At 49.3% G+C, this 26,357-nt stretch carries 14 protein-coding genes and 1 tRNA gene; 7 read left to right on the plus strand and 8 right to left on the minus strand.

What is annotated here, in order from left to right; translation table 11 throughout:
• Position 1 precedes the first annotated feature (1 nt).
• The 3 genes from B4M48_RS02330 to B4M48_RS02340 all read right to left on the minus strand — a co-directional run bounded on the left by B4M48_RS02330 (position 2) and on the right by B4M48_RS02340 (position 12,769).
• Entirely contained in the window at positions 2-2,860 is a 2,859-nt protein-coding gene (locus tag B4M48_RS02330) for a DEAD/DEAH box helicase (RefSeq protein WP_130973566.1), read from the minus strand.
• Between the two features lie 223 nt (positions 2,861-3,083).
• Complete coding sequence (locus B4M48_RS02335; protein ID WP_288655852.1) at positions 3,084-9,410, minus strand: DEAD/DEAH box helicase; 6,327 nt, start codon at positions 9,408-9,410, stop codon at positions 3,084-3,086.
• Entirely contained in the window at positions 9,410-12,769 is a 3,360-nt protein-coding gene (locus B4M48_RS02340) for an STY4851/ECs_5259 family protein (RefSeq protein ID WP_288655926.1), read from the minus strand. Before B4M48_RS02340 ends, B4M48_RS02335 begins: the two co-directional genes overlap by 1 nt.
• A gap of 213 nt (positions 12,770-12,982) precedes the next feature.
• Here B4M48_RS02340 and zorA2 point away from each other — a divergent pair, with 213 nt between their 5' ends.
• The 3 genes from zorA2 to zorE are packed head-to-tail and all read left to right on the plus strand — an operon-like array spanning position 12,983 to position 16,444.
• Entirely contained in the window at positions 12,983-14,635 is a 1,653-nt protein-coding gene (gene zorA2 / locus B4M48_RS02345; RefSeq protein WP_288655854.1) for a type II Zorya anti-phage system protein ZorA2, read from the plus strand.
• 6 nt (positions 14,636-14,641) lie between these two features.
• Positions 14,642-15,349 (plus strand): type II Zorya anti-phage system protein ZorB2, encoded by a 708-nt coding sequence (gene zorB2 / locus B4M48_RS02350; RefSeq protein WP_023343022.1) that lies wholly within the window; start codon positions 14,642-14,644, stop codon positions 15,347-15,349.
• A gap of 3 nt (positions 15,350-15,352) precedes the next feature.
• Positions 15,353-16,444, plus strand: coding sequence for a type II Zorya anti-phage system protein ZorE (gene zorE / locus B4M48_RS02355; protein ID WP_288655857.1), 1,092 nt, complete (start codon positions 15,353-15,355; stop codon positions 16,442-16,444).
• Positions 16,445-16,532: 88 nt separating this feature from the next.
• Here zorE and B4M48_RS02360 read toward each other — a convergent pair whose 3' ends face one another.
• On the minus strand, positions 16,533-17,807 hold the full coding sequence (locus B4M48_RS02360; protein WP_288655860.1) for a tyrosine-type recombinase/integrase: 1,275 nt from the start codon (positions 17,805-17,807) through the stop codon (positions 16,533-16,535).
• Positions 17,808-18,005: 198 nt separating this feature from the next.
• Positions 18,006-18,090 (minus strand) — tRNA-Leu (locus B4M48_RS02365).
• Positions 18,091-18,320: 230 nt separating this feature from the next.
• On the opposite strand from B4M48_RS02365, the gene B4M48_RS02370 reads away from it, so the two are divergent.
• From B4M48_RS02370 to B4M48_RS02380, 3 genes are all read left to right on the plus strand, one after another.
• A complete protein-coding gene (locus B4M48_RS02370) occupies positions 18,321-18,842 on the plus strand; it encodes a DUF2501 domain-containing protein (protein ID WP_414692653.1) in 522 nt (173 codons plus the stop codon).
• Between the two features lie 149 nt (positions 18,843-18,991).
• A complete protein-coding gene (locus B4M48_RS02375) occupies positions 18,992-19,627 on the plus strand; it encodes a hypothetical protein (RefSeq protein ID WP_286876967.1) in 636 nt (211 codons plus the stop codon).
• 55 nt (positions 19,628-19,682) lie between these two features.
• Positions 19,683-20,360 carry a MarC family NAAT transporter gene (locus B4M48_RS02380; RefSeq protein WP_065650243.1) on the plus strand — a complete coding sequence of 226 codons (678 nt, stop codon included), beginning with the start codon at positions 19,683-19,685 and terminating at the stop codon, positions 20,358-20,360.
• 60 nt (positions 20,361-20,420) lie between these two features.
• On the opposite strand, the gene B4M48_RS02385 is transcribed toward B4M48_RS02380, so the two are convergent.
• From B4M48_RS02385 to B4M48_RS02395, 3 genes are read right to left on the minus strand one after another with little or no spacing between them, the layout of a single operon-like run.
• Positions 20,421-21,665: a c-type cytochrome gene (locus tag B4M48_RS02385; RefSeq protein ID WP_071669125.1), complete on the minus strand. Its 1,245-nt coding sequence runs from the start codon at positions 21,663-21,665 to the stop codon at positions 20,421-20,423.
• A gap of 4 nt (positions 21,666-21,669) precedes the next feature.
• Positions 21,670-23,439 carry a GMC family oxidoreductase gene (locus tag B4M48_RS02390; RefSeq protein ID WP_071669126.1) on the minus strand — a complete coding sequence of 590 codons (1,770 nt, stop codon included), beginning with the start codon at positions 23,437-23,439 and terminating at the stop codon, positions 21,670-21,672.
• A 33-nt stretch (positions 23,440-23,472) separates the two neighbouring features.
• On the minus strand, positions 23,473-24,204 hold the full coding sequence (locus B4M48_RS02395; RefSeq protein ID WP_071669127.1) for a gluconate 2-dehydrogenase subunit 3 family protein: 732 nt from the start codon (positions 24,202-24,204) through the stop codon (positions 23,473-23,475).
• Positions 24,205-24,738: 534 nt separating this feature from the next.
• On the opposite strand from B4M48_RS02395, the gene B4M48_RS02400 reads away from it, so the two are divergent.
• Complete coding sequence (locus B4M48_RS02400) at positions 24,739-26,310, plus strand: ABC transporter substrate-binding protein (protein WP_288655864.1); 1,572 nt, start codon at positions 24,739-24,741, stop codon at positions 26,308-26,310.
• Positions 26,311-26,357: the final 47 nt, after the last annotated feature.

Raw genomic sequence — 26,357 nt, forward strand, 5'->3', positions numbered from 1 at the left:
ATTAGCCCTCCGCTCCGGTGATTACAGCAATAACCTGGATGTAGGGTTCTTTTTCGGTGGTCATGGTGTCCTCAATCCATTGGATATAACTGTCAAAATTGTGTTCGATTTCTCGCTGACGTTGTTCTTTGCGGCTCTGTTTCACTGAAAGCTGCTGTTTATTATCGGCAAAATCCAGCTCCAGTTGACTCAGCTGACGCCCACGCAGAACGTCCAGCTTTTGCAGATGTTCATTGAGCTGCTGATTGATATGCTCCTCAAAAGCATTTCGATCGTGAACAAACACATCCCGCGCATGGGCGATTGCCGCTTCCAGCAGATCCTGTTGACGTTGATGGTTACGATCTTTGCCGCCGCCGTTAGTCAGCTTGCTACTCAGTTGCGGATGTCGTTTCAGGAACTCAGCAAAAGGCAGGCTACCGCTTAACGTTTCGCGGTTAAAGCTCACTACCAGCCACGGGTTCACCATCGGGTGCGACTTACGGTTCGGGAACAGCCCGGAAAGGATGAAGTGATCTTCATCAGGCTCAAACAGGTGCGGCAGGCGCATCACCGGAGCCTGGTGGCGACCAAAGGCGGACTGAATTTTGTCGTCTAACCACTGCACGACCGGGTTAATTTGCCAGAGATACTGCACATCGGGCCAGGCATGTTGCTCACCACGCGCACGCGAAATGGCTTCCGTGATAACGGTTTTGTCCTGGCTTAGATAAAGCTGCCAGTTTTCCGGCGCAATTTCCGGCGGTAACTGGTTAAAGCGACGGCGTAACTCCTCCGGTGCGACCAGCGATAAGGTGTTATCAGGTAAGGTATCGTATTGCACGGTCTGACCGCTGGCCTTCAGATAGCCCAGCGCTTTTTCGCAGTATGCCTGCTCATTATCAAACAGGCTAATGTCGCTTTCGGTCACGGCTGAGGCATCGTTGGACACTGCGCTGCAGATTTCGCCAAACAGGTCGTTTCCAGTATTTTCAGTGACATTGCTATTCAACAGATCATCGAACAGGCTGGCACCATCGTCCTGCATCATGAATTCAGCAACCTGCTCTTCTTCCTCTTCCTGCGTAAATTTGCCAGTAAATTCGGAGCTGTCACCGATATTCTTCTGCGCCTGTTCGTCTTTATTGATCAGCACTTCCAACACACGCATATCACCGTTGATCTGCGGTTCACTGGCTTCAGTCAGCAAGTAACGGATCTGTGGCTGGTGTTTTTGTCCGTAGCGGTCAATACGTCCGTTACGCTGCTGGAATACCATCAGCGACCACGGAATATCGAAGTGAATCATTTTATGGCTGAGGTGATGCAGGTTGATACCTTCAGACGCCACATCCGAGCAGATGAGCAGGCGTAGCGGAGACTGGGTTTTGCCAAACGCTTCGACGGTTTCCATCAGAACTGTATCGCCCTGATCGCCTCGCAACGTGGCAATTTGATCGTCTTTCAGCTTGAGATCGGAACGCAGTTGCTGCCCAAGGAACTCGAGCGTTTTGATACTCTCGGTAAAGATCACCAAACGATCTTCTGTGTTATTCGCTTTCCAGCGGAGATCGTTACGGATGGTCTCCAGCAACAACTGATACTTGCTGAACTGACTGGCATCAATATTATTGAGCGCCAGCAGCAGTGACTCTAATTCGTTAATCTGGCTCTGACTGTTTATTTCTTTGCGGTTCTCAAGCCGCTTCAGGCGGTTAGCCACCACGCTGGCACATGCCATTGGACTTGAGAACAACGCTTTTTCGAGCGTAATTTTGAACAGGCGGCCTTTGTTTGATTGCGAGTCTTCATCATCGTCGTCACGGAACTGGCTCTCAACCAGCCGACGATAAGCTTCTTCTTCGGCCCCGGTTGCCGGGTGCGTGAGTTTGACGATATTACGTTCCGGAAACTCGCCAGCCATCTGATCTTTCACGTCTTTTTTGAAGCGACGCACAACCAGATTTTTATCGGCAAAATCGGCGTATTCATACTCTTTCGGATTAGCAATGGCCGTCGGGTCGAGCATATTCATCAGGCTGGCAAAACTTTCAGCCTTACCGTCATGCGGCGTGGCCGAGAGCATAATCAGCGTATCGCTGCGTCCGGCAAGCAATTTTGCCAGTTTGCTGCGCAAGGAGCTGGTCCCACGTTCAGCGACGTTATGCGCTTCATCGATAACAATAATATCCCACCAGGCATTTTCCAGGTGGTGGCGATATTCGATGTCCTGTTTCAGAGTATCGATGGAGATAATGGTCTTATCGAAATAGTGAAACGGGTTGTGGTTGGTTGGGATACGGTTACGCACCTTTTGTAAACCAGCGGAATCAAGCCGCGTCAACGGAATAGCAAAACGGCTCCAGAACTCTTTCTGGAATTGCGTGAGCATGGATTTAACCGCCAGCACCAGAATGCGTTTGCCACGTCCGCGGCGAATCAGCTCTGAAACCAGGATACCGGCTTCCAGCGTTTTACCCAGCCCTACCGCATCAGCAATTAATATCCGCTGGCGCGGCTGCGCCAGTGCCATGCGCGTGGGATCGAGCTGAAAGGGCATGGAATCCATCGCAGCCTGATGTCCAAAATGGACTTTGCTGTCAGTCGGGACGCGTTGGCGTAGCTGGCTCTCTATGTACAATTGAGCCGCCTGGTAATTGGCTGACTCATCTTCCACCAGATTTGTTTTTGCTGGATCAAGAATCTCGACTTTTTGCTCCAGCTTTGTCAGAAATAGCCCTTCTTTACCGCGTACCAGCTCCGAAATTCCATCACAGGTCAGCAGGTGACCACCATCTCCGCTGTCATCCGCCCGGCGAATGCGCCACTCTGCATCACGAATAACCACCCGCATCCCAGGTGCATAATTTTGCTTATTCATCGGTTTTTCTGTCTGTATGAGGCAGTGGCGGTAACACTATCCCGAGCGATGTGGTGCGGCACACTGCGATAAAAAAGAGGGCCTTAAAGATAACATGAAGGGCAGCGTCAGGGGGATAAAATGGAATGTAATGCGCAGAAATCACGCATAAATTTCAAACAACGATAGTTAAAAAGTGAGTTGGGTCAACTCCCCCACACTGAGTCGGTGGGGGAGAATTCGTTTAGCCTGCGATGATATAACTCTTCAATCCATTATCCGGGGCTATAACCAATGCCCGGCATGTTGCCAGGCGCTCGACCTGATTCGGTATTCGTCCTGAAAAATCGAAGAATGTGTCACCTGTACAACGCCAGTAACTCAGTCCCATATCGAGCAACACATAATGTTCACTGCCATCGCTGAAGGTCACGGTCAGTTCACGTCCGTGATCGGTGTTCTGATTATCTCCTGCTAACCATGAGATTTTCCCTGACCAGGCTGGCCCAAGGTAGCCCTCTTCCAGCAACGTGGTCATAACTTGCTGGCGATCCTGCTCATCAAGCCATGCGTTATAGAGTGAATCGTGTTGGCGAGAACTGTACTCTAACTTTTTAACTGAAACAGTGAGTTCGGCACGTTCTGCCAGCCCCTGTTCAACCAATTCCGTCAAAATTTCACCTAACAAACGTACAGTAAATGGGCTATTGAGATAACGATCACTATAATGGACGTGAGTAATTTCGCGTCCATTAGTAAAAACCTTCTTCCAGCCAGCATGCTGCTGAGCTATCAGTGCCCAGAAACGCGAACCAAAACCTTCCACCTGACCGTCAAGTTGTTGGCTGAGATTGATGCGTACCGCCCCGGCGGGCAATGCTGGCAGTAAGTCTTCTGCACTCAAAGTCTGACCCGAGAATGTTTTTCTGGACGCCCCTTTAATCGTCACTACCGGCGATGCCGAGCTTTGTCCCCATAATTCACCGGGCGAAACGGTGGCACTGTCGGCAGCGGCCCACTGTTGGGTTTGCCCCTCACGAGTGACCTGTGCCAGTAAGTGCCCATTCCCTTGCACAAGTTGCGCAGTGTCTATAGATTTCACTTGCAAGCATTCACCCGGTATCGCCGCTAGCGCGGAAAGCTGATGTCTGGTGCTATCAGCTAAGTTTTCCAGCTGCGTGGCAATCAGCAACTCAACATTGCCCCCAGAGGAAGCAAACTGGAGTAACTCTTTAAATAATGGCCATTGCGCAAAACTCCACTGTTCCTGCGACCCAGCAAGAACCAACGAGCAAGAATCATAAACCTCGCTGTTCAGGCATTGCGCAATACGCAAACTGAGTGGGTTGGTTTCAACCCGACTACTTTCTCCGAAGTACTGATATTCTGGCGCGAGATTAAGCCGCTGTAGACGAAGATTAGTGAGCAGGGTTAATGCCTGGTGACGATCTAATTTGCCGACATAATGCTGACTGTCGTAGCTGAGCAAGCAGTGGTGGCAGAATTTATCACAGCTGCAATCGAGCAATTTTCTGGCGTAATTAAAGACATCCGACCAATCATCGATCAATTGCACTGCATAACCCGCACCACCAGCATTATTATCGTAAATAAAGATAGAATATCCAGTGAAGCCATCGATATCGCGCGCTTGCTGTGTCGTCACGCCCAGCTCAGTATTTTCGATACCCAATTTATGCGCTAATCCTTCACGCAAAGCAACCGCAAGGGAACGCGCGGCAACATCATCCCTGATCAGTAAGCCACTATCATCACTGAGTTGCAGCTCAACCATATCTGTACGGCTGCTATATCCCAACCACAGATCTTTATGAACATGACCGTGGCACAATTTATTGTTCCCCTGCCGATCATTACTACCGCCTCTCAACAGGTAGTGTGTATTTTCCTTCTCCGGGTTCTTTAGATTCTCCGGAGTACGCTGGGGCTGGGTTTGAGATTCTGCCCGGCCACAGGAAAGACAAATTGCGTAGCCATGACCAAATTCACCCTCACTAAAGTGGAACAATTCCCCGTTATGACTAAAACGGTAACGTCCGAGTCCAGCATCGGGTAAGGAGACCCATACCGAAGAAGGTACAAGAACACGAGGATCTTTCCAGGGAAGTTGCGCAGGCATGGATACATCATTATGTGCCTGATAACGAATGTCTGTCGCGAAACCGACAGGCTGTAAATACCGCTTCACATCAAGCTGCTGTATATCTGCCTTGCAGTGGCAACATTCGACAGGCCGGGTGGCGCTGGTCGCTCCCGCGCCGCATTTACGGCAATGCCAGAACCACGGAATATGATGATCGCCAGACAGCTCCTGCCCGCTGGCAAGTACTTTACCAAGCATAATACCCGAGGAACGATATACTTTTCCGCCCAATACCACATCAGCACCAGGAGCATATTCACGTAATGCTGTGGACAGGTCACGGCTGGGCAGTTTTTCAATGCGGCGAGAAAAGTTTTCTCCCCCTTCATTAGGGTCAGCCTGAGTGGCTTTTATTGCGCGACGTCTTTCCAGTTCATCCGCGGTCAGATAATTGAAATTGACCACGCCAACCGGGAAACCATGACCCGGCAGGAACGCTTCACTGATGAGTTTAGAAAACAGATAAGCACCGCGATAATCACGAAGCTGATAAGTGATTGCTTTGCCTGCTGGCGTTTCTTCCCACGCGCTGTTATCTGTTTTCAACGCTTCGATGTTTTCCAACAGTATGGCAAGTTGGCTTCTCCAACGAGTATCAACCAGCTGCATCATCGTTTGCGTACGAGTCAAGAGCTGTGGCGGCGTCAATGACATCAGTACAGTTCCCTGGGTAAGGCGTTTAAGTTTATCCGCCAGCTGATCGGCCTGATGATTTAACCAATGGAGAAAACGAAGACACTGGCTCTCATCACCTTCAAAGAACCATTTACAACTCAGTTTTGTCGCATCAGGAACTTCAGCTCGTAAAAACGCACCTAAAACCAATGCGTTAACATGCCGCTGAACAATACTACTGCTACCAAAACGAACCCGTGGGGCACTCGCAACGGTGTTGAACGCCCAGAGAGGGTCTTTGAATACCTCCATTCCATGCGCGGTGTTTTTACATAACGTAATGGCGGCAGATGCGCTTTCACCGCGACGGCCAGCGCGGCCAGCACGCTGCAAATAATTCGCCGGAGCCGGAGGAACGTTATTCATCGCGACCAAACTCATACCACCAATATCCACGCCCATTTCCATGGTCGTGGAACAGTTCAACACATTGACTTTCCCTGCTTTAAATTGTTTTTCATTGAACTGGTTCTTCTCTGGTGTTCGCTGCGCTGAGTGTTCCTCCAGACGATACCAGCTATCTTTCAGGGCCAATCGATCGCTGCGAGTAGACCATACCCCCTCCTCCCGAGCATGTTGAATGAGTTCATTACTTTCCAGCCAGTGCAGGCGATCTTCTCGCGCCATTTCTCCACCACCGGATAAACGCCAGTGACGCACAGGAAGCTCAGGCATTTCAATCAATACAGCTTTTTCAGGTGCTATCTCTTTGCTACCTGGTAAATACGGAGAATAACCCAATAAAGTGACATCTAACGCACGGCGAGTATAGGGGCAACGCCAAACTTGCTTTGGACTGTAAAATTCAGCTTGTTGTTTAATGTCCAATTGATAACCAGATTCAAACTGACGCAGGCATGGTCGAATAGCTTCCCAGACCTCATTCATTAAGTGATTAACCAGCGCTTTCCAGTGAGCCTGCTCAGGCTGTATTGCTGGAAAGACAGCAATTAACAGCTTAATGACCCGGTTATAATGGCGATCGCGTATTTGTGGCCAAAGTTGATCACGTTTCTGCCCTTTGTATTTTTTATCTGGCCCCTGCAGCATTTTTACCGGGAAACGAGCCCCCATCCAGCGAGGGTACTCCTCGTTTTCGTAAAAAACAGCACTGTTTTCACGTATAAAGAAATCAAGGGTAATCTTCAATAAATTACGCCATTCCGGTAATTGCTTATCGTGGTCGGGTAATAATGTCTTCCAGTCCTGCGGGCAGGTTGTGACTTTATCAATAAATGGATAGTGAATGGCCACCAGCCCCAGACTTTCGAGGGTCCAGGCATTTTTAGGGCGGCGACCAAACTCACTGTATAAACAAAAATCAGCAAACTGTTGTTTAGTAAGATCGAGCCCAGACATGTCGTTAAAACTTCCTCTCATTCTATCAGCAAGGTCCACACTGCCAACCAGCTGCTCAGACAGTGTTTGCCACGACATGGTTTTCTTCTGCTGATTGCCAGAGCTGGCCAGGAGTATTTGCATTGCTTGAGCATGTTCCTGGCTTAAGGAATTAACCATCGGCTTAATAATTTCAAGCGCCTGAACATCCGCAGGGCTCAGTTCCTCATTTACTACCATCGCTTTTCTCAGTGCGTCGATGGAATTTTTTAAAGGAGGGATAGAAAACTGGGTAATAAAACTCTCTAACAATGCACAGTGTGCCGGACTGAGCTTTACTGATGGCTCATTAATATTTGCCAGCTCCTGGTAACAAAGAGCTCGCAACGTACCCTTATCTGCGTCCTGCTGTAAGCGGGCAGAGATGCGGGCGGTTCCCTGACGTGAATCCGTAAAAGTGAGCAGGCGTCGACCATTAAACGGCCCTAACCGCTCTTCTCTTGTTTGTGGTAAAGGCGAAAATTCAAGCAAGGTAGGAATAATTTCATTCAAAAAAAAGGGCGCGCCGAGTCGAAGCGGGCGGAATAAAGGATTATTTTTCCGTTGGGTATCACCACAACAAACACAGGAAAAAGAATTATTGCGTTCCTCCCCCCGATGTTCTGGCCTCAACAGGTTTACCTCATAGTGCTTTTGTGCCCCACCGTCAATTTTGCCCGCAGTGGTATCCTCCAGTGAAACAATAGTTTTTTCACCAGCGCTCGCTAACAGACGATCAAATTGATGGCTATTCTCTAATCCATCGTTTTCTTCATCTTCGGGATAAACATCAATATCAAGGGCAAATTCATCTTCTTCTGCGGCTGCGGGTTGCGCCACCAACCAGTTCGTTCCATCACCGCGCATTTCCTCTTTGGCTGATAAATACGCTGAACCGCACCCTGAGCAACGCAAAACTTCAAACACAGGCGCACCGCAGTCGCAATATTGGCGTTGTTCAAACCACACCTGACCAAATGGCCAGTCACTCTCACCTAATTCACTCGCTTTATGTGCGCATTGTTTATTTGAACATGCCCATAGACCCGCGAGTGTTCGGATAAACCCATGCATACGTAATGGCGTAAAAGCCAGTGAAAATTTAGATTCACCCTCTCGCGATTTCGCCATCAGATCGAGAAGTTGCAGCAGCTCACGGTGATTAATATCTGGCCAGATTCTTCTGGCAACATTGAGCAATTCACTCAAACGTACCGCCTGCCGTCCGGGGTGAGTTAACGCCTGACGCAATTGCTGGGCCACACGGTAATGGCACAGCTGTTGGTAAAGTTCCTGAGAACTTAGTGAGTTAAGAGATGCTAAAGATGTGGGATATTCATGACGAATAAGAGACTCCGATATCGGCGGTATTTGTCGATAGCCGCGAACTACTTTTACATCACGTTCTGTGACCCCCGCGAGATCGGCAACAAATTTAGCAAGTTCTTTATTACCTTCAGGAGAATCTTCACCAATAGTGGCCGAGGTAGCAATGATTTGCACAGGTTTATCTGTACCAGGTCCAACATTGAAGGCCTGCATGACGCGACGTAAAAGCAGCGCTAATTCAGCTGCCTGAGAGCCAATATAACTGTGAGCCTCATCAAGGACGATATACTTCAGCATTCCCTGGGACTTTTCAATGACAGGGGCATCTTTGCGACGAATCAGCATATATTCCAGCATCGTGGTATTCGTCACCATGATGGACGGTGGGGCTTCATAAATGGCTTCCCGACTCAATGCCTGTTCAGGTACTTTGAGCTGGTCTTCCTGAACTTCATATTTGGTATGCCGGGTTTCGCCATTATATAGCGCAAAGCGTATCTTCCCTTTAAACCCGCGAGTCCACTCGCGAAGCCGCTCTTGCTGACTATTTATTAGCGCATTCAACGGATACAAGAAAATAGCCTGCGTCCCTGTTAGTGACTGCCGGGTCAAATTTTGCTGACGAATAAGATCTTCCAGCACCGGCACCATAAAACATTCTGTTTTTCCTGACCCTGTACCACTGCTCACTAATAGGGACTGCTTCTCTTCAAGAATCGTTCGCCACGCAGTTAGCTGATGACGAAACGGCACTGGCGCATTGCTCAAAGCATCAACCAGCGGGCTGGAGATCAGTTTGTCACGCAAATCCTCCATTGTTTCATTCGCAGGCATCCAGCCAAACGTACTTTCGAATACCGGATCTGCAAGCAGTGACCCCCCCAGACCTGGAGGCTGGAAATATTGAGATTCCAGATATTGACTCAACGACTTGCTCCGCAATGCCAGCTGACTTACCACCGACCTCACCGCACGCTGATGAAGCTGATTTAGAAGTGGCGCATAATGCAGTTGCTGAACGTTCATCAATGACATACTCCTGCTTGTTCAAAATAATACTGATAGATAACCCCCAATTGCTGCGGGGCTTGCTGATAGTGAAATTCAAAAAGTGCAGTTAGCTGATGCATAAGTTTATTGTTTCTTTGGGAAAGCAGCGCCGCGACTAACATCAAATTAAAACGTTTTTCAAAACGAGTGTGATATGTGTTTTCGATCCAAAATTTATTAAAAACAGATTTAAGGTCTGGAGTAATAGCACTATCCCAAAGCTCTTTAGAAAAAATGCTGACACGTCCAAAACTATCTGGGTTTCTTAATAACATCTGTTTGGCATCATTAAACTGCTCGCGGCTTACAGATGGCAATACAGTGCAACCTGCAGGTAATATCTCACTATGTGTAAGCAACATATTAGCGATGGGAACTAATCGACGATCGATATGCGCTTGATGATTTATAAATGCAATAAATGGCTGTAGTATATTTAATGCAAATGCCTTATCATTAATCTGTTTTTCCAGAGAATACCAACACTGTTCAAAGACATCTTTCCATATTGAAACAGGAATCCATCCCCATGAGAAGGGTAATTCCTCCTGTATATCATAAATAGCATCACTATCCCCAGAAAGACATGATGATATTAACAACTGAACAACCACGCAATAATTACTCGAAATTTCTCTAAATAAATCCAGTTCCAGCAAAGGCAAGTTATTATTCAACTTGTATTTTTTAATATACTCAACTAACAAATAACAAGAGTTTTGCAAAGGATTATTGTTTATTTCCAAAAATAGCGCATTATAATATTCCTTGCGCTGTTCTGGTTCTGCGTTGCATATAGCATTTAGAAATAAATCATCTGTTTGTAATGTAGGTAACATCCATTTAATCACTGGTGCAATACGAATTGCACCATCAATTTTACCCACAATTAACCATGGGCCACCTTGATTATTCAACGTCGAGAAATCATAACCAGACTCATCTTTTTTCAGCAGGACTGTGCATAAGTCAGGAGTATTAAGAGAAATGGCTTCAACAACCATGCCGTCTATTTTATGGTAAGGAAAAACAATAGAATATTTTATATCAACCAGCAATCTTTCATCACCCTCAATAAAACGGCCATCGTAGCGTTTAATATTGAGTGTTGTTTTGTCCTTACCAAATCTGTCAGAGTAAAAATCAACACGTAATGAACTATCATTTTTCCATGCACATACAAGCATGGCGTTCAGCAGATTATAATTCTCATAAAGTGAAATCTGTTGCAATTTTTCATTACGGCCAGATAACAATGGAATATCCGCATGTAAATAATGAAATTTTTCAGACATCGGGTTTTCATCCAACAACTCGATATTAAGATATCCTTTCCCGGCACAAGATATTGTTAACAGCTCAGCGTCTACGCCATGCAAATGTGCTATAGATGCAACACCGTCAAAATGAACAGAACCATCATTACTTACAAACCGTCCACCGCTAACGGGCTTAGGTAATAACAATTTAAGATTAGAACCATCTTTCCAGGATACTCGTAAATTGATAGTGCTCTCTAGCATCTGTGATGAATTACAATCAATAACACACTCGTTTTGCAAATAATCTGATTTAAGTGTTACTTTTTCATTGTTTGAATATTTATCAACCCTTGCATCCGTTATACCAGAGAGTACAATAACTCCTTTCTGAGCAGTCTCGGGAATAATTTGAATATCGAAATCTGCTGGCAAAATCACAACTTTACCGCTAAATAAAACCTCACCATTGACTATTCGCCTGACTTCTATCTGCCCTTTCGGCATTACTGATGCGACAGAAAACCAGGAGTTGTTACCTGAACGAATGGATCGCCAAAAAAGTTCGTTCTCTGGGACAATGCCATGCTGCATATCCTTTTTCCAGCCGATCTTTGGCCAGGCACGATGGACAGGATAATCAGATTTTACCAGATCGATCTCTGTCGGTTTTATATAATACTCAATCGCAGAATCATAAAGTTGCTGCGTGCGAATCGTACAAACTGCGCCATCATGTAAAACAACGCTGAATACTCCGCTTATTTTAGTTAAGCTACGTTCACTATTTTTCAGCAACCTCGGGATATCAAACTCACCTTCTCCACTAATATCCAAATGACTATTTGTCGGTAGCGAAATAAAAAGAGAGTTTTGCCTGGAACTAACAGAGCCCATGCCGACAAGTTTTAACTGCGACTCGCTCTCATTCATCGCTTCAAAAACCCATGGTAAATCTTCGGTAAGCTCATAACCCCCTTTGGGAATTACGTGACCTAGCAGAATCGGCCCTTCATGGAGCGACAACGATATTTCGGCCATCGCATCTGCCCCAGAGAGTTTTTGCATAGCGAAGGGTAATAACTCTACTCGCCAATCTTGCTGTTCATAACGGCTTAGCATTGCCAACCGGGCCCCACCATTTCTCCATTTTGCAGAAATGATGAGTCGTGTCTGTTCCGGCTGAATATTGCTTTCAAACAGGGATATTAACTGTTCAGTACGCATTGTGGCCGGAAATCGAAACCGGGCATCGCAATACCAACTGTCATCAACATCAACCCATATCCTTTCAACCAGCACATTGCTTGATATACGGGGCTCTGAAGATTGAGAAAGTAATCGTCTTACAATCTCTGAGGCATTCTCTTCCGGGAGTACCAACGGAAGTTGAAGATGCCAGTCAGGATATTGTTTGCGTAGTGAGGAAACGGGGTCCTGACCATGAGTGGGATGCTCATTGAGTAACGTATGAAGTGTCTCGCAAAATTCACCAGCTATTTCATAGACGAGTTCATTTTGCATTGTCGCAGGAATAGTGTCGCCCAGTTCTTGTGCGATTATTTCCGCAGGACGCCTTGACGATTGCCCACGTAGTGCCTGATAAACTCGTTTGAAATAGGTTATTAAATAGCCACTTTCATTTTCAATCATCCGGATGGGCAAACCGCCTTCGCAAGCCAGAGTATGCAGATAACCCGATGCTTGACCCAGACTTCTCACCTTTCTTTTCCAGTAACGGATCCCATCATTTACCAGCTTTTGCCGATGTGCGTAAGGTACCTTCCAGCCAATCGATTCTAAAATAACGTCCCATCTTGGATGTCCTGCAGTATGGTTACGGCGGATAAACTCAGCGGCGTATATGCTGAACAAAACATCACTGTAAGAAATGAATATGGTTTTGGGGTAGTTACGTGGAACATGGGCACGAAGAAGAGCAGCCAAACTTTCATACTCTGCATCATGACAACGGTAAGCATACAGCGCCCTCCCATCAGCTCCGGGTAATGAACGACTGCTAAAAAACGCATTGAGCCATCGCAAAAGTGGGTTAACTGGAGTTTTCACAAGCAACCTGCCTTCGATTGATACAATTAGTAACAGATTACTATGATTGCAGGAAAGCTCAACGCCTGAGACCAACAAAATATGATAGAAATCATGTATATCTTGGCGAAAGTTGATACAATCAACGAAGATTCGCTGGTTTAAAGGCCACATATTTTACAAGGTGTACATACAATTTTTATACCAGCATTACTAACTGTGATTATTACAGGAATAACAATGTTAGCTCAGCTTTTTGAACATTTGTTTCAATCAATTGATTCCACACTCGTCACAAACATTTTTATTTGGGCTGTTATCTTTGTATTTTGTGCTGCTTGGTGGTGTGATTATAAAAATATTCATAACAAATTCCGAGAGTATGCTCCAACATTAATGGGAGCATTAGGCATACTGGGTACTTTTATCGGTATCATTATTGGATTGCTTAATTTTAATACTGAAAGCATTGATACCAGCATCCCAGTATTATTAGGAGGTCTTAAGACAGCATTCATTACCAGTATTGTTGGAATGTTTTTCGCAATTTTGTTTAATGGATTAGATGCTTTCTTTTTTGCCAATAAACGTCGCCTATTGGAGGCGAATACTCCAGCGTCGGTTACTCCTGAGCATATCCATCAAGAATTAAAAGAACAAAATAAACATTTAGTGAAGTTAATCTCTGGCATGAGTGGTAGCGAAGAGGGTTCCATTGTTGCTCAAATAAAACTACTGCGTAATGAAATCAGTGATGCCTCCCGGGCACAAATATCTAACCATTCTAATTTCAGTAATAAGCTCTGGGAACAATTACAGCAATTTGCAGACCTGATGGCAAAAGGAGCAACCGAACAAATTATCGATGCCCTTAGGCAAGTTATTATTGATTTCAACAATAATTTAACTGAACAATTCGGTGAGAATTTCAAAGCACTTGATACTTCTGTAAAAAAACTTGTCGACTGGCAGGAAAACTATAAAAACCAAGTTGAGCAGATGGGTGAGCAATACCAACAAAGTGTTGAATCTTTAGTCGAAACCAGAAAAGCTGTCGCAGGGATCTGGGAAGAATGCAAAGAGATTCCTCTTGCGATGGCTGAGCTTCGTGACGTGCTGCAAGTGAATCAGCACCAAATTGGTGAACTCTCCCGTCATCTGGAAACCTTTGTCGCCATACGCGATAAGGCAACTGATGTTTTACCTGAAATTCAAACAAAAATGTCTGAAGTGGGTGAACTCTTAAAATTAGGTGCCGCGAATGTCAGCGCGTCTCTTGAACAAACCAGTCAGCAGATACTTATCAATGCTGATTCGATGCGAGTTGCCCTTGATGAAGGCACTGAAGGTTTCAGACAGTCAGTGACTCAGACACAGCAAGCTTTTGCATCAATGGCGCATGATGTCAGCAATTCCTCTGAAACTCTTACCAGCACGCTTGGAGACACTATTACGGAGATGAAACAAAGTGGTGATGAGTTCCTGAAATCTCTGGAAACACACTCAAGAGAATTGCATCGAAATATGGAACAAAACACTACTAATGTTATTGATATGTTCAGTAAGACAGGTGAGAAATTTAATCAACAATTATCCAGCAATGCCGATAACATGTTTGGTTCAATGCAATCTTCGTTTGATAAAGCAAGCGCGGGACTGACATCTCAGGTGAAAGAGTCAATTGAGAAATTTGGTAGTTCAATTAACGAGCAGTTACATGCTTTTGAGCAAGCAACAGAGCGCGAAATGAATCGTGAGATGCAATCACTAGGGAATGCTCTGCTCTCAATCAGCAAAGGTTTTGTCGGTAACTACGAGCGACTACTCAAAGAGTATCACGCTGTCATGGGACAACTGCAAACATTAATTTCTGCTAATCAAAAACGAGGATAATTGCTAATGGATAAAATCCTTGGCAAGCAGGCCCCTAAAAAAGATCAAGATAATGAACATTGGGTTTCAATGTCAGATTTAATGGCAGGTCTGATGATGGTATTTATGTTTATTTCTATCGCCTACATGCACTATGTGCGTATTGAAAAAGAAAAAATTAAAGAAGTGGCTGTCGCCTATGAAAATGCTCAACTTCAACTCTATAATGCACTAGAAACTGAGTTTACAAAGGATTTGCCAGCTTGGGATGCTGAAATTGACAAACAAACTCTTGAGGTCCGTTTTAAATCACCCGATGTCTTATTTGGTTTAGGTAGCACAGAGCTTAAGCCAAAATTTAAACAGATCCTTGATAATTTCTTCCCTCGCTACCTTAAAGTTCTTGATAACTACCAGGAACATATTACTGAAGTACGTATTGAGGGACATACAAGTACTGACTGGACTGGAGCATCCAATTCTGACATGGCCTATTTTAATAACATGGAACTCTCGCAAGGGCGAACACGAGCAGTACTGCAGTATGTCTATGGTTTAAAAGAAAGCGCAGCACACCAGAAGTGGGTAAAAAGTAAATTTGCTGCCGTTGGATATTCTTCCGCACACCCTATTCTTGATAAATCTGGTAAAGAAGATCCCAATCGCTCTCGCCGAGTAACATTTAAAGTTGTAACAAATGCCGAGTTGCAGATTAGAAAAATAATTCAGGAGTAAGAGATGAAATTATCTATCGACATTTCTGAACTTATTCAGTTAGGAAGAAAAATGTTGCCGGAAGGCGTTGATTTTTTCCTTGACGAAACGCCTGTAGTTTTTGATCCAATTGATATCGAACTTTCTGCAGGTAAAGAAGTTAGAATTGAAGATCTTGATCCCGGCAGTGGTCTTATTTCCTACCAAGGGAGACAGGTTCTTTTGTATATTAGAGACCATACCGGACGTTATGATGCGGCTATTGAAGATGGAAAGAAAGGGAAGCGATTTCATATTGCCTGGTGTAGAACATTAGATGACATGCGCCAAAAAAATCGATTTGAACGGTATCATGCAACAAATCGTGTTGATGGCTTATTTGAAATTGATGATGGGCTCGGTCGGAGCCAAGATGTCGCTCTTAAAGTTTGTATGAACTGCCTAGAACGCCTTAATTACAAAGGAAGTATAGATAAACAACAGAAAAGAGTAATATTTAAATCATTTTCTTTGAATGAATTTTTTTCAGATTATAGTACCTGCTTTCGCCATATGCCTAAAGGAATCTATGATAAATCAAATAGCGGCTATGTAGAAAATTGGAAGGATATATCCAGAACTACTCGAGAACAAGCTAACTACAAATGTAGTGATTGTGGTGTGAATTTAATGTCCATGAAAAGTCTATGCGATGTTCACCACAAAAATGGTATTAAATATGATAACTCAGCTGAAAATCTACTCGTCTTGTGTAAAGATTGCCATCGAAAGCAACCTTTGCACGAAGGAATATTTGTCACTCAGGCTGACATGGCAATCATTCAACGCTTACGTTCCCAACAAGGGCTTTTGAAGGCTGAATCCTGGAAGGATATTTACGATCTGACAGATCCATCGATTCATGGTGATATAAACATTATGCAACACAAAGGATACCCGCCACCAGTTCCGGGATTAGACTTACAAAACGCGGAGCATGAAATTATTGCTACCGTAGAAGCTGCCTGGCCGGTTTCAAAAATTGCAGTAAATTTAACACCGGTAAAAGTCGATGGTTGGAAAGTATTCTCCGTGGGAGAACTCGTTAAAGAAATACAATCTGGGGTTATTTTCTAATTATACAACCCAAGTCTGAACAAACAGCAGTTGATTATTAATACTAATCTCTGTAAATTTTGACTTGGGTTCTCTTAATAATTCATATTTATCTATCGTCAAAAGACTGTTTGTAAATCTTAGAATAATCAAATGGTGAAGTCTGCTTCTCCCGATTCGCATCCAGAAAATCAGCCCACCACTGCAACATTAGCCTCCTCTCCCCCAGATGCTCCGCCTTATGTATATAAGCCGCCCGAACAGAGTTGCGTTCCTGATGGCTCATCTGCCGCTCCACAGCATCCCTCGACCACAATCCTGATTCAATAAGTGAACTACACGCCATCGTCCTGAAACCATGTCCGCATACTTCCGTTTTCGTGTCATAACCCATCACTCTCAGCGCCTTATTCACCGTGTTTTCACTCATCGGCTTACGCGGATCGTGATCGCCAACGAAGATCAGCTCACGGTGTCCACTCATGCTTTTGATCTTTTCCAAAATTGCGAGAGCTTGTCGCGACAAGGGAACAAGATGCGGCGTCTTCATCTTTGAGCCACGCTGAGAATGTTTAACACCGTCCAACGGTTCACGCTCACCGGGGATCGTCCACATGGCCGTTTCAAAATCTACTTCTGACCAACGGGCAAATCGCAGCTCGCTCGAGCGGATAAAGACTAACAAGGTAAGTTCGACAGCAAGTCGGGTTAACGGTCTGCCAGAGTAGTGATCAATGCGGTGAAGTAATTCGGGAATACGTTCAAGATCCAGAGCCGCACGGTGCTTTCTTTTCGCCGTAGCAACCGCTCCAGCGATCTCTTGTGCGGGGTTGTAATCGATTAAACCACTTTGTACAGCAAACCTCATAATCGCGGTAGTACGCTGCTGTAAACGGGCGGCGACTTCAAGGCGTCCGGATGACTCGACTGCTTTGATGGGTACAAGTAGGTCTCGCGTTTTCAGTTCTGCAATGTTCCGCTTACCAATGACAGCAAAGAGATTATCTTCCAGGCTTTTCAATACACGAGCACTATGTGATGCAGACCATTTCTGATTACTGGCATGCCAGTCTCTGGCGACTACTTCAAACGTTATCGCTTCTTGCTCTTGTTCTACCTTAACAGCTTTCTTGTTCTCACTGGGATCGACGCCATTCGCTAATAGCTTACGGGCCTCATCCCTGCGAGCTCTGGCATCTGCCAATGACACTTCAGGATATTTCCCCAGCGCCAGCATCTTCTCTTTACCACCAAAGCGATAACGTAGCCGCCAGTATTTGGAGCCGTTAGGGTGAACCAGCAAAACCATGCCTTCACCGTCAGTTAGTTTGTAGGCTTTTGCTTCAGGCTTTGCCGAACGAACCTTCACATCACTCAGAGCCATGATGAGTATCCTTTCAAGGGTTCTGTGTGGGTACAAACATTATCGAACCGGGGTATACCCGCAGTTGTACCCGCATCAGTAAGTTGATGTAGATTGAATCAGGTTGACTTAGGTTGAGTGAAAAAGCGAGGAAAGCCTTGCGGATACTGGATTTCAGGCACAAAAAAAGACGTCCGTTGACGTCTATTGATGTTCCGATGGTGCCGAAGGCCGGACTCGAACCGGCACGTATTTCTACGGTTGATTTTGAATCAACTGCGTCTACCGATTTCGCCACTCCGGCATGGATAAGGATACGGAAAACGCTGGCGATTATACCGTTACCCGTGGGGTGTGCAACCGCTATTGAGCAGCGCGTGCGCTGAGCGTTGAAAAAAACAGCGTCGTTATCCCCCCGGAAACCAGAACACTCTCAATCTGCATGGCCCTGCCCGCTTCTCCGGAACTTTCTGAGATCTTCCTCCTCATATCCTGCATTATCGGCGTCTGAAAGACGGAACCATGAGGTTATACATGAGTAAATCAATGCAACGCGGCGTTTGGGCATGGGGTATGGCGGCAGCACTGGTCGCGGGCAGCGCGTCGGCGGCGAGCTGGCAGGATCAGCTGAGCAGCGCCGCGTCTCAGCTCTCGCAGCAGCAAAACAGCAATACCACCACCAGCAGCAATGGCGCGCAGAGCGGCGGGCTGTCGCTCTCCACGCTGACCGGCCTGCTGAACGGCGGCGATAAAGCGGTCAGCGCCAGCAATATGACCAACGCGGCGGGCGTGATGGAGTACTGCGTGCAGCATAACGTGGTGGATAACAACGTGAAGTCGGTGAAAGAGCAGGTGCTGAGCAAACTCGGCCTGAGCACGCCGGCGGCGCAGGCGCAGAAAACTGATTATCAGCAGGGAATCGCGGGCCTGCTCAATACCGGTAACGGCCAGCAGCTTAACCTGCAGAGCCTGAGCAACTCGCCAATGGGTGAGAAGCTTAAAACCAAAGCGTGTGATGTGGTGCTGAAGCAGGGTAAAAAATATATCGGCATGTAATCAGCGCCGTGTGCCGGGCCGCTGTCCCGGCCTTATCGTGCTGATGAATGAGATTTTTTATGGCCAGATGCGCGCGCTGCTGGCCTCCCCATGTTTTTCTGTGCGCCCTGACGCTATAGTGAGATTTTGCAGCAAACAGGACAGCGCGCATGAAAGGCATCAACATAGCGATTTACTTCGATCCCGATCTGATTCGGCTCTGCGTACATGAGCAGGATGACAGCTACCTCAACCAGACTTTTCAGTATGACGACAGCGTCATTGAAGAGATCTATCAGTGGCTGGAACAGTACACGCCAAAGCGCACCCATATCTGCCTGATTGAGCACGACACCGCTGATATCCTCGCCGATGAGCTGACCGATAACGGCTATCACGTCCATCAGGTGAGCCAGCATGACCTGCTGAACTGGTTCGCCAGCGAGCCGCCGGCGACGCCGGATGGATCGCCGGTGCGCGCCCTGCTGCGCTATCTGGAGAGCGAACGCCCGGCGGAGTATGAGTCGCGCACGCCGCAGATCGAAGCGCTGATGGATCTGCTGGATGAGCTCGACGCGCTGGAAGGCGTGGATGAGGTGGAGGATGAAGATAGCCTGCCGGATAACGTGCTGCGCCTGATGAAGCAGAAAAAAATCAGCGCTGATGATGCCGCGCAGCGCCTGCTGCCGGAGGTCAATGAGCGCATCCGTGAACACCTCATTAACTACCCCGAACTGATGACGCCCGAGCTGCTGGAAGATTTTTTTCCCGAGATGATCGAAGCGCTCGACACGCCGAAGCACTGAGTAATACATCCTGTCACAGGGCCGCGCACGCGGCCCTGCCCTGCGGAGATGCATGATGCTGGAACTCTTCAAAGCGATAGGCCTCGGGCTGGTGGTGATCCTGCCGCTGGCCAACCCTCTGACGACCGTGGCGCTGTTTTTAGGGCTGGCGGGCGAGATGAATTTTCAGGAGCGTAACCGTCAGGCGCTGCAGGCGTCGGTTTATGTGTTTCTGATCATGATGGTCGCCTGGTACGCCGGCAACGCGGTGCTGCACACCTTTGGCATCTCGATTCCCGGCCTGCGCATGGCGGGCGGGCTGATTGTCGCCTTTATCGGCTTTCGCATGCTGTTTCCGGCAAAGCCGGTCGGCCATTCGGTAGAGGCGCGCCATAAAAAAGATGAGCAGGATGCCAGCGACGATCCGCGCGAGACGGTCAATATCGCCTTTGTACCGCTGGCGATGCCGAGCACCGCCGGTCCGGGTACCATTGCGATGATCATCAGTTCAGCCTCAACGGTGAAAGCCGGCGTCGATTTCCCCGCCTGGGTGGTGATGGTCGCTCCGGTGCTGACCTTTCTGGTGGTAGCCCTGATTTTATGGATTTCCCTGCGCAGCTCCGGCGCGATTATGAAGCTGGTGGGTAAAGGCGGCATTGAAGCGATTTCGCGCCTGATGGGTTTTCTGCTGGTCTGTATGGGCGTGCAGTTCGTGATCAACGGCGTGCTGGAAGTGGTGCGCACGTTTCATTGAGTTTGGTGCGGGCCCCGTAGGGGGCGCATTTATGCGCCCCTGGTTGAATCCGGGTGACGATTAATGCAGGGTTTTGCGGACGTCGGCGACCTGCTCTTTGGTCACGGCCGGGGCGCGGTTGCTCCAGCCCTGGCGAACGAAGGTGGCGAGCTGTGCGACCTCTTCGTCGCTCAGGCGCTGGCCGAAGCCCGGCATCGCCAGCGTCGACGGCGCTTTAGCCGTTGAAGGCTGCTGCGCGCCAACGAGGATCGTGTGGATCAGCCCCGTCGGATCGCCTGCGTTCACGATCGTTGCCTGATCCAGCTCGGGGAAGATCCCCGGCGCACCTTTACCGGTTACGAAGTGGCAGGCGCCGCAGTTGTCGAGATAGAGACGCTCGCCTTCGCTCAGGTTCTTCGCGGCCGTCAGCTTCGCTTCAGTCTGCTGCTGCGCCTGCACGTTGTAGGCCTGCAGCGGCGGATTGCCGCCAAGGAACTTCAGATAAGCAGCAATCGCTTTCAGATCGGCGTCGGTCATATGGGAGCTGGAGTGCTCAATCACCGACTTCATCTCACCGCCCACGGCAGCTTTATCGTTACGCCCGGTCTGCAGGTAATCGATCACCTCCTGCTCGCTCCAGTGCGGCATACCGCGCAGCGACGGCACATCCCAGTTATTCAGGCTGCCGCCGGCGAGGAAGGTTTTGTCGCTGCTGTCGAGCGATTTCTCATTCATGCCGAGACCGCGCGGCGTATGGCAGCTGCCGCAGTGGCCAAGACTCTCGACGATATAGGCACCGCGATTCACTTCAGCAGAGGCGCCGCCAATCGGCTGAAACGGCTTGTCGGAGGTAAACGCCCGGTTCCAGAAGCGCATCCCCCAGCGCTGGCTGAACGGGAAGCTCAGCTTCGTCTCCTGCGGCTGCTCGCTGCTCGGCTTTACGCCCTTCATAAAGTAGACCCAGAGCGCGTGCATATCAGCATCGCTGATCTTCGCATAGTCCGGATACGGCATGGCCGGATAGAGGCGTGAACCATCCGGCAGCACCCCTTTACGTACCGCGTCAGAGAACTGCTGTTCGCTGTAGTTACCGATACCGTGCGCTTTGTCCGGCGTGATGTTAGTGGAGTAGATCGTGCCCAGGTTCGACTCAATCGCCAGCCCGCCCGCGTAGGCTGCTTTGCCCGCGACGCTGTGGCACGCCATGCAGTCGCCCAGCCGCGACAGATACTCGCCCTGCTTAATCAGGGCCGCTTCATCTTCCGCCTGCGCCTGCAGCGCCACGCCGCTCAGCGCCAGCGCTGCCAGTAATGTTAGTTTTTTCATCTGCTTATGCCTGTACCAGTGGGCCGGGGTTCTTCAGATACTGCTCTTTGATCGCCTGCGCCGCCATCAGGGTGATCGCGCCGATGGTATCGGTCGGGTTCGCCTGGAAGTTTTGCGGGAAGGCGTTGCCGCCCGGCACAAAGACGTTATGCACGTCCCAGCTCTGCAGGTATTTGTTCAGCGCTGAGGTTTTCGGGTTATCGCCCATCACCGCGCCGCCCACGTTGTGGGTTGAGACATATTTGGTGATATCAAAATCGGCGCCCATCGGCAGGAAGCTCATACTCATGCTGTCCGGGTTCAGCTCTTTGGCAATATCGCCCACGATGCCCTTCAGATGCTGCTGCAGCTTCAGCTCGTTCTCTTTCCAGTTAAAGGTCATACGCAGCAGCGGGTTGCCGCGATGATCGGTGTAGTGCGGATCGAGATCGAGATAGATATCGCGATAGGACTGGCAGGTGGTGGTGATGCTGATCTTCATCGAATGGTTGTACCACTGCTCCAGCCCCTCTTTGTATCCCATGCCCCAGGCAGGCGTGCCTTTCGGCAGCGCAGCAGCCATCGGCGTACCGGTTGCCTGCGAGCTGTGGATCTTGGCACCGCCGAGGAAGCCGAGGCCCGGGCCGTCGAAGTTGCCTGGCGAGATGTCATTGAACATCTGGCCGGTCGCGCCGGCGGTGGCGTAAGAGTTAAAGTTCTTATCTTTAAAGAACAGCGTGGCGCCGCCGTTGGAGAGAAACGCATAGTTGCGCCCTACCACACCCTCTTCAGTGATCGGGTTATACGGCTTGCCGATGCCGGAGAGCAGCATCAGACGCACGTTGTAGAGCTGGAAGCTGGAGAGCACCACAATTTTGGCTGGCTGGAACACCTCGTTGCCGTCGGCATCGTAGTAGATCACGCCTTTTGCGGTTTTGCCATCATCGTGCAGCACGACTTTAGCCACTTCAGCGTTCACTTCGTAGGAGAAGTTCGGCAGTCGCTTCAGCGCATCCATCACCGCCGTCTGCGGTGACGCTTTGGAGTAGTTCAGGCACGGATATTTTGAGCAGTAGCCGCAGTAGTTGCACGGTGCAATCTGGTTGCCGTAGGGGTTTTTCCACGCGCGCGACACGCAGGCTGAAGGGTTCGGGAACGGATGATAGCCGAGCTTCTTCGCCGCCTCTTTAAACATCACGTTGTTGAGCGTGTCGTCCAGCGCCGGCAGCGGGTAAGGCTCTGAGCGCGGCCCTTCAAACGGATCGCCGCCTTCGAGGATCTGACCACGCAGGTTGCCGGTGGTGCCGGACTGCCCGCAGATCAGCTCAAATTTATAGAAGTAAGGCTCAATCTCTTCCCAGCTGAACGGGAAGTCCATCACGCGCATATCATCCTGCAGAATGCCTGGCTTATACGCCTGATCAACATAGGTTTTCAGTTTGATATCGGTCGGGGTCGGACGGATCAGTACTGCCGTCCAGTGCATGCCTGCTCCGCCCACGCCGGTGCCAGGTGCGAAGGCACCCCATTTGCGGGTAGGCAGCGCGGTCTGGTCCATATTGTAACGCACCGTCACCGCCACCTCTTTTGGTGTGGCGAAGACTTTATTACGTACGTTATAGGCGTATTCATCAGCCGGCTTCGGGTAGGCGAAGTCGGGATAGTCGCGCTCGCCGCCGCGCTCCAGCGCGCGCACCTCAAGTCCGGCCAGCGCCAGCTCGATACTCATCAGCGAGCCGGCCCAGCCGAGGCCGCACACAACGACATCGACTTCTTTTTTTGTAATCTGTGCCATGTTAGTTCTGTCTCATATACCAAATAGGGAAATTCAGGCGCGCTGGCCCAGCAGGCTGACCGGTCCGAGCGGATACGGCACGTTGTGCTGCTTCACCCATTCGGTAAAGCTGGCGCGGGCACCCGGGAAGCCGATAGCGATCCACGCCTTCATGCCTTTATTACCGCCATACATCGGGTCGGCAAGATAACCATGTTTGGTATCAGCCAGTAGCTGGCTGAAGAACTGTGAGGCTTTCAGCGACGGCTCGCCCAGCGCCGCAAAATCGAGGCCATCATTCTTGTTGATACGGGTCAGCACGGCATCTTTCTCTTCCGTGCTCAGCTCGTGGAAGGCTTTCTGATAGGTCGTCTGCGTCCACTGCTCCACCAGCTTGATGGCGGTGCGGTACATCTGCTGCGGCGTAAACGGGATCTGATAGCCCATGGTCGCCGGGGCGTGTACATCAAACGGCCCCTGCAGATAGATTTCTGCACCGAACTCCGGCGTGTGCAGCTGCTGGTCGATAAATATCGGTACGTTGGTTTCCAGCGCGCCGGGCGCCTTGCCGCTGCCGCCAGCCGGGATCAGACGGTCGGTTGCCGCCAGGATAAACTGCCATTCACTGGCGCTGAAAAAGATCGGTTTATAATCGGCGAGTTCCGGCGCAGCCATTTCTGCCGCCTGCGCGGCGGTAACGCCTTTTAATAAAAGGTCGCTGACCGGCAAAGCCAGCAGCGCCCCGAGTAAAAATTTACGTCTGGTGGTGGGTTTTTCTAACAGCATGGCGCGACAATTCTCACTAGCTAAGAAAGATAATTTATATTTTTGTTAATGACGTTATAAATCGGCAAACAAGCGGGCAATCTTATGGATACAAATATTTCAGGATGTAAAAATTAAATTTAAAATGTGTTTAAGTGAAGGATGGTTATTTTTTTGCCGTGTTATACGTGTGCAGCAGTGCCACTAATTACCTGAAATTGTGGTTTAAACCTGCTAAAAGAAGGGGTTTTAAGTGCTTTATCTGGATATAACGCTAAAAGCGCTGCATTAAAGAAATAATCGCCCGGCGCAACTGTTGAAAATAAATCACGCTTACGCTGCAGTAACGATCAGCGTAAATATTCAGCTTCATTAAGCCTCAGCCAGCTTTTCATCTCCCTGCGTTTTATTTGCCCATTTAATGCGTAAAAAAGCGGCAAAACAATTAATACCCGGTATTAACCTTATATTCTGACAAAGCTCAGAACAAACCGGCATTTTGACTCTGCCCGCCGCGCGTTAAATTCAGCGTCTCTTCCTCTGAGGATAATAATAATGCGCTTACTGATTTTACTGGCAGCGGTCTGGAGTACTGCCTTTACCCTGCATGCCGCCACGCCAGAGGATACGCTGGTAGTGGCGGTACCGCTGGATGGCATCATCAGCTTTGACCCGGCGGAGAGTTTTGAGACGGTCAGCAACAGCGTGCAACGCAATCTCTACCAGACCCTGACCGAGCCGGACCGCAACGCGCCGCAGCAGCTTGCGCCGCTGCTGGCCAGCGAATGGCAGCCCGGCAGTACGCCGCACAGCCTGCGGTTTACCCTGCGGCCCGGCGCGCGCTTTGCCAGCGGTAACGCGGTGACAGCGCAGGATGTGGTGTTCTCTCTGACGCGCGCGGTAGAGCTCAACAAAGCGCCGGCGTTTATTCTGGCGGAGTTTGGCTGGACCCCTGCCAACATTGCCAGCCAGTTTCAGGTGCTGAGCGATACACAGCTGGAGATCCGCTGGCCGGCCGCAATTGGACAGGATCTGGCGCTGCGCCTGCTCACCGCGCCGGTGGCGTCGATTGTTGACAGCAAAACGGTACAGCAGCATGCGGTCAACGGTGACAGCGGCAACGGCTGGCTGCACACCCACTCCGCCGGCAGCGGCGCTTTTACGCTGCAGCAGTATGTGCCGCAGCAGGCGGTGGTGCTTGGCGCCAGCCCGCAGGCCAGACCGGCACCGCAGCTGCGGCGCGTGCTGCTCAAAGGGGTAACGGATGCCGGCGCACGCCGCCTGCTGATCCAGCAGGGCGATGTCGATGTCGCCTATCAGCTCGGCCCCGATCAGATTGACGCGTTGAAACAGGATAAGCACCTGCGTATTGAAGCCTTTCCTTCCAGCCTGATTTACTACCTGGCGTTCAATGCCCACAACGCCGCGCAGCCGGCGCTGGCTAACCCGGCGCTGTGGCGCGCCGCGCGCTGGCTGGTGGATTATCAGGCTATCTCACAGCAGCTGCTGAAAGGACAATACCGCATCCATCAGAGTTTCCTGCCGCAGGGATTTGACGGCGCACTGGAGGAGACACCGTTTCACTATGACGTCGCGAAAGCCAAAGCTACTCTGGCGGAGGGCGGCATTCAGCCCGGCACGCGCATTGCGCTGACGGTCATCAACCAGCCTCCCTATATTGATGTAGCGCAGGCGCTGCAGGCGAGTTTTGCTAAAGCAGATATCGATATCGATCTGCAGCCGGTAGCGGAGTCGGCGCTGTGGAGTAAAATGCGCGGCCGCGACTTCCAGTCGATCTTTATCTACTGGGGGGCGGATTATGTTGATCCCAATACCAACGCCAGCGCCTTTGCCTGGAACGTACCGGGCGGCGCTAAAACGCTGGCGTGGCGGGTGGGCTGGGATATTCCGCAGCTCAGCGCGCAGACGCGGGAGGCGGCAGGTGAGAGCGACGTGGTAAAACGCCGGGCGCTTTATACCGCACTGCAGCAGCGCGTACAGCAGGACTCACCGTTTGTGGTCACGCTGCAGGGTGCGCAGCAGGTGGCGATCCGGCAAAACGTGACCCACGTCCAGCAGGGTATCGGCGTCAGCCTGCTCTTCTTCGATACGGTCCGTAAAGGGTAACGCCTCTTCTGCCCTCCGGCACGACCGGAGGGCTTCTCCTTTTCTGC

Source organism: Pantoea sp. UBA6567, from assembly GCF_002434165.1.
Classification (GTDB): domain Bacteria; phylum Pseudomonadota; class Gammaproteobacteria; order Enterobacterales; family Enterobacteriaceae; genus Pantoea; species Pantoea eucrina.

Excerpts from the sequence above, each read along its gene's own strand:
- B4M48_RS02390 (WP_071669126.1), bottom strand. The coding sequence starts at position 23,439 with ATGGCACAGATTACAAAAAAAGAAGTCGATGTCGTTGTGTGCGGCCTC.
- B4M48_RS02370 (WP_414692653.1), top strand. The coding sequence starts at position 18,321 with ATGAGTAAATCAATGCAACGCGGCGTTTGGGCATGGGGTATGGCGGCA.
- B4M48_RS02400 (WP_288655864.1), top strand. The coding sequence starts at position 24,739 with ATGCGCTTACTGATTTTACTGGCAGCGGTCTGGAGTACTGCCTTTACC.
- zorE (WP_288655857.1), top strand. The coding sequence starts at position 15,353 with ATGAAATTATCTATCGACATTTCTGAACTTATTCAGTTAGGAAGAAAA.
- zorA2 (WP_288655854.1), top strand. The coding sequence starts at position 12,983 with ATGTTAGCTCAGCTTTTTGAACATTTGTTTCAATCAATTGATTCCACA.
- B4M48_RS02385 (WP_071669125.1), bottom strand. The coding sequence starts at position 21,665 with ATGAAAAAACTAACATTACTGGCAGCGCTGGCGCTGAGCGGCGTGGCG.
- B4M48_RS02380 (WP_065650243.1), top strand. The coding sequence starts at position 19,683 with ATGCTGGAACTCTTCAAAGCGATAGGCCTCGGGCTGGTGGTGATCCTG.
- B4M48_RS02330 (WP_130973566.1), bottom strand. The coding sequence starts at position 2,860 with ATGAATAAGCAAAATTATGCACCTGGGATGCGGGTGGTTATTCGTGAT.
- B4M48_RS02335 (WP_288655852.1), bottom strand. The coding sequence starts at position 9,410 with ATGAACGTTCAGCAACTGCATTATGCGCCACTTCTAAATCAGCTTCAT.
- B4M48_RS02360 (WP_288655860.1), bottom strand. The coding sequence starts at position 17,807 with ATGGCTCTGAGTGATGTGAAGGTTCGTTCGGCAAAGCCTGAAGCAAAA.
- B4M48_RS02395 (WP_071669127.1), bottom strand. The coding sequence starts at position 24,204 with ATGCTGTTAGAAAAACCCACCACCAGACGTAAATTTTTACTCGGGGCG.
- B4M48_RS02375 (WP_286876967.1), top strand. The coding sequence starts at position 18,992 with ATGAAAGGCATCAACATAGCGATTTACTTCGATCCCGATCTGATTCGG.
- zorB2 (WP_023343022.1), top strand. The coding sequence starts at position 14,642 with ATGGATAAAATCCTTGGCAAGCAGGCCCCTAAAAAAGATCAAGATAAT.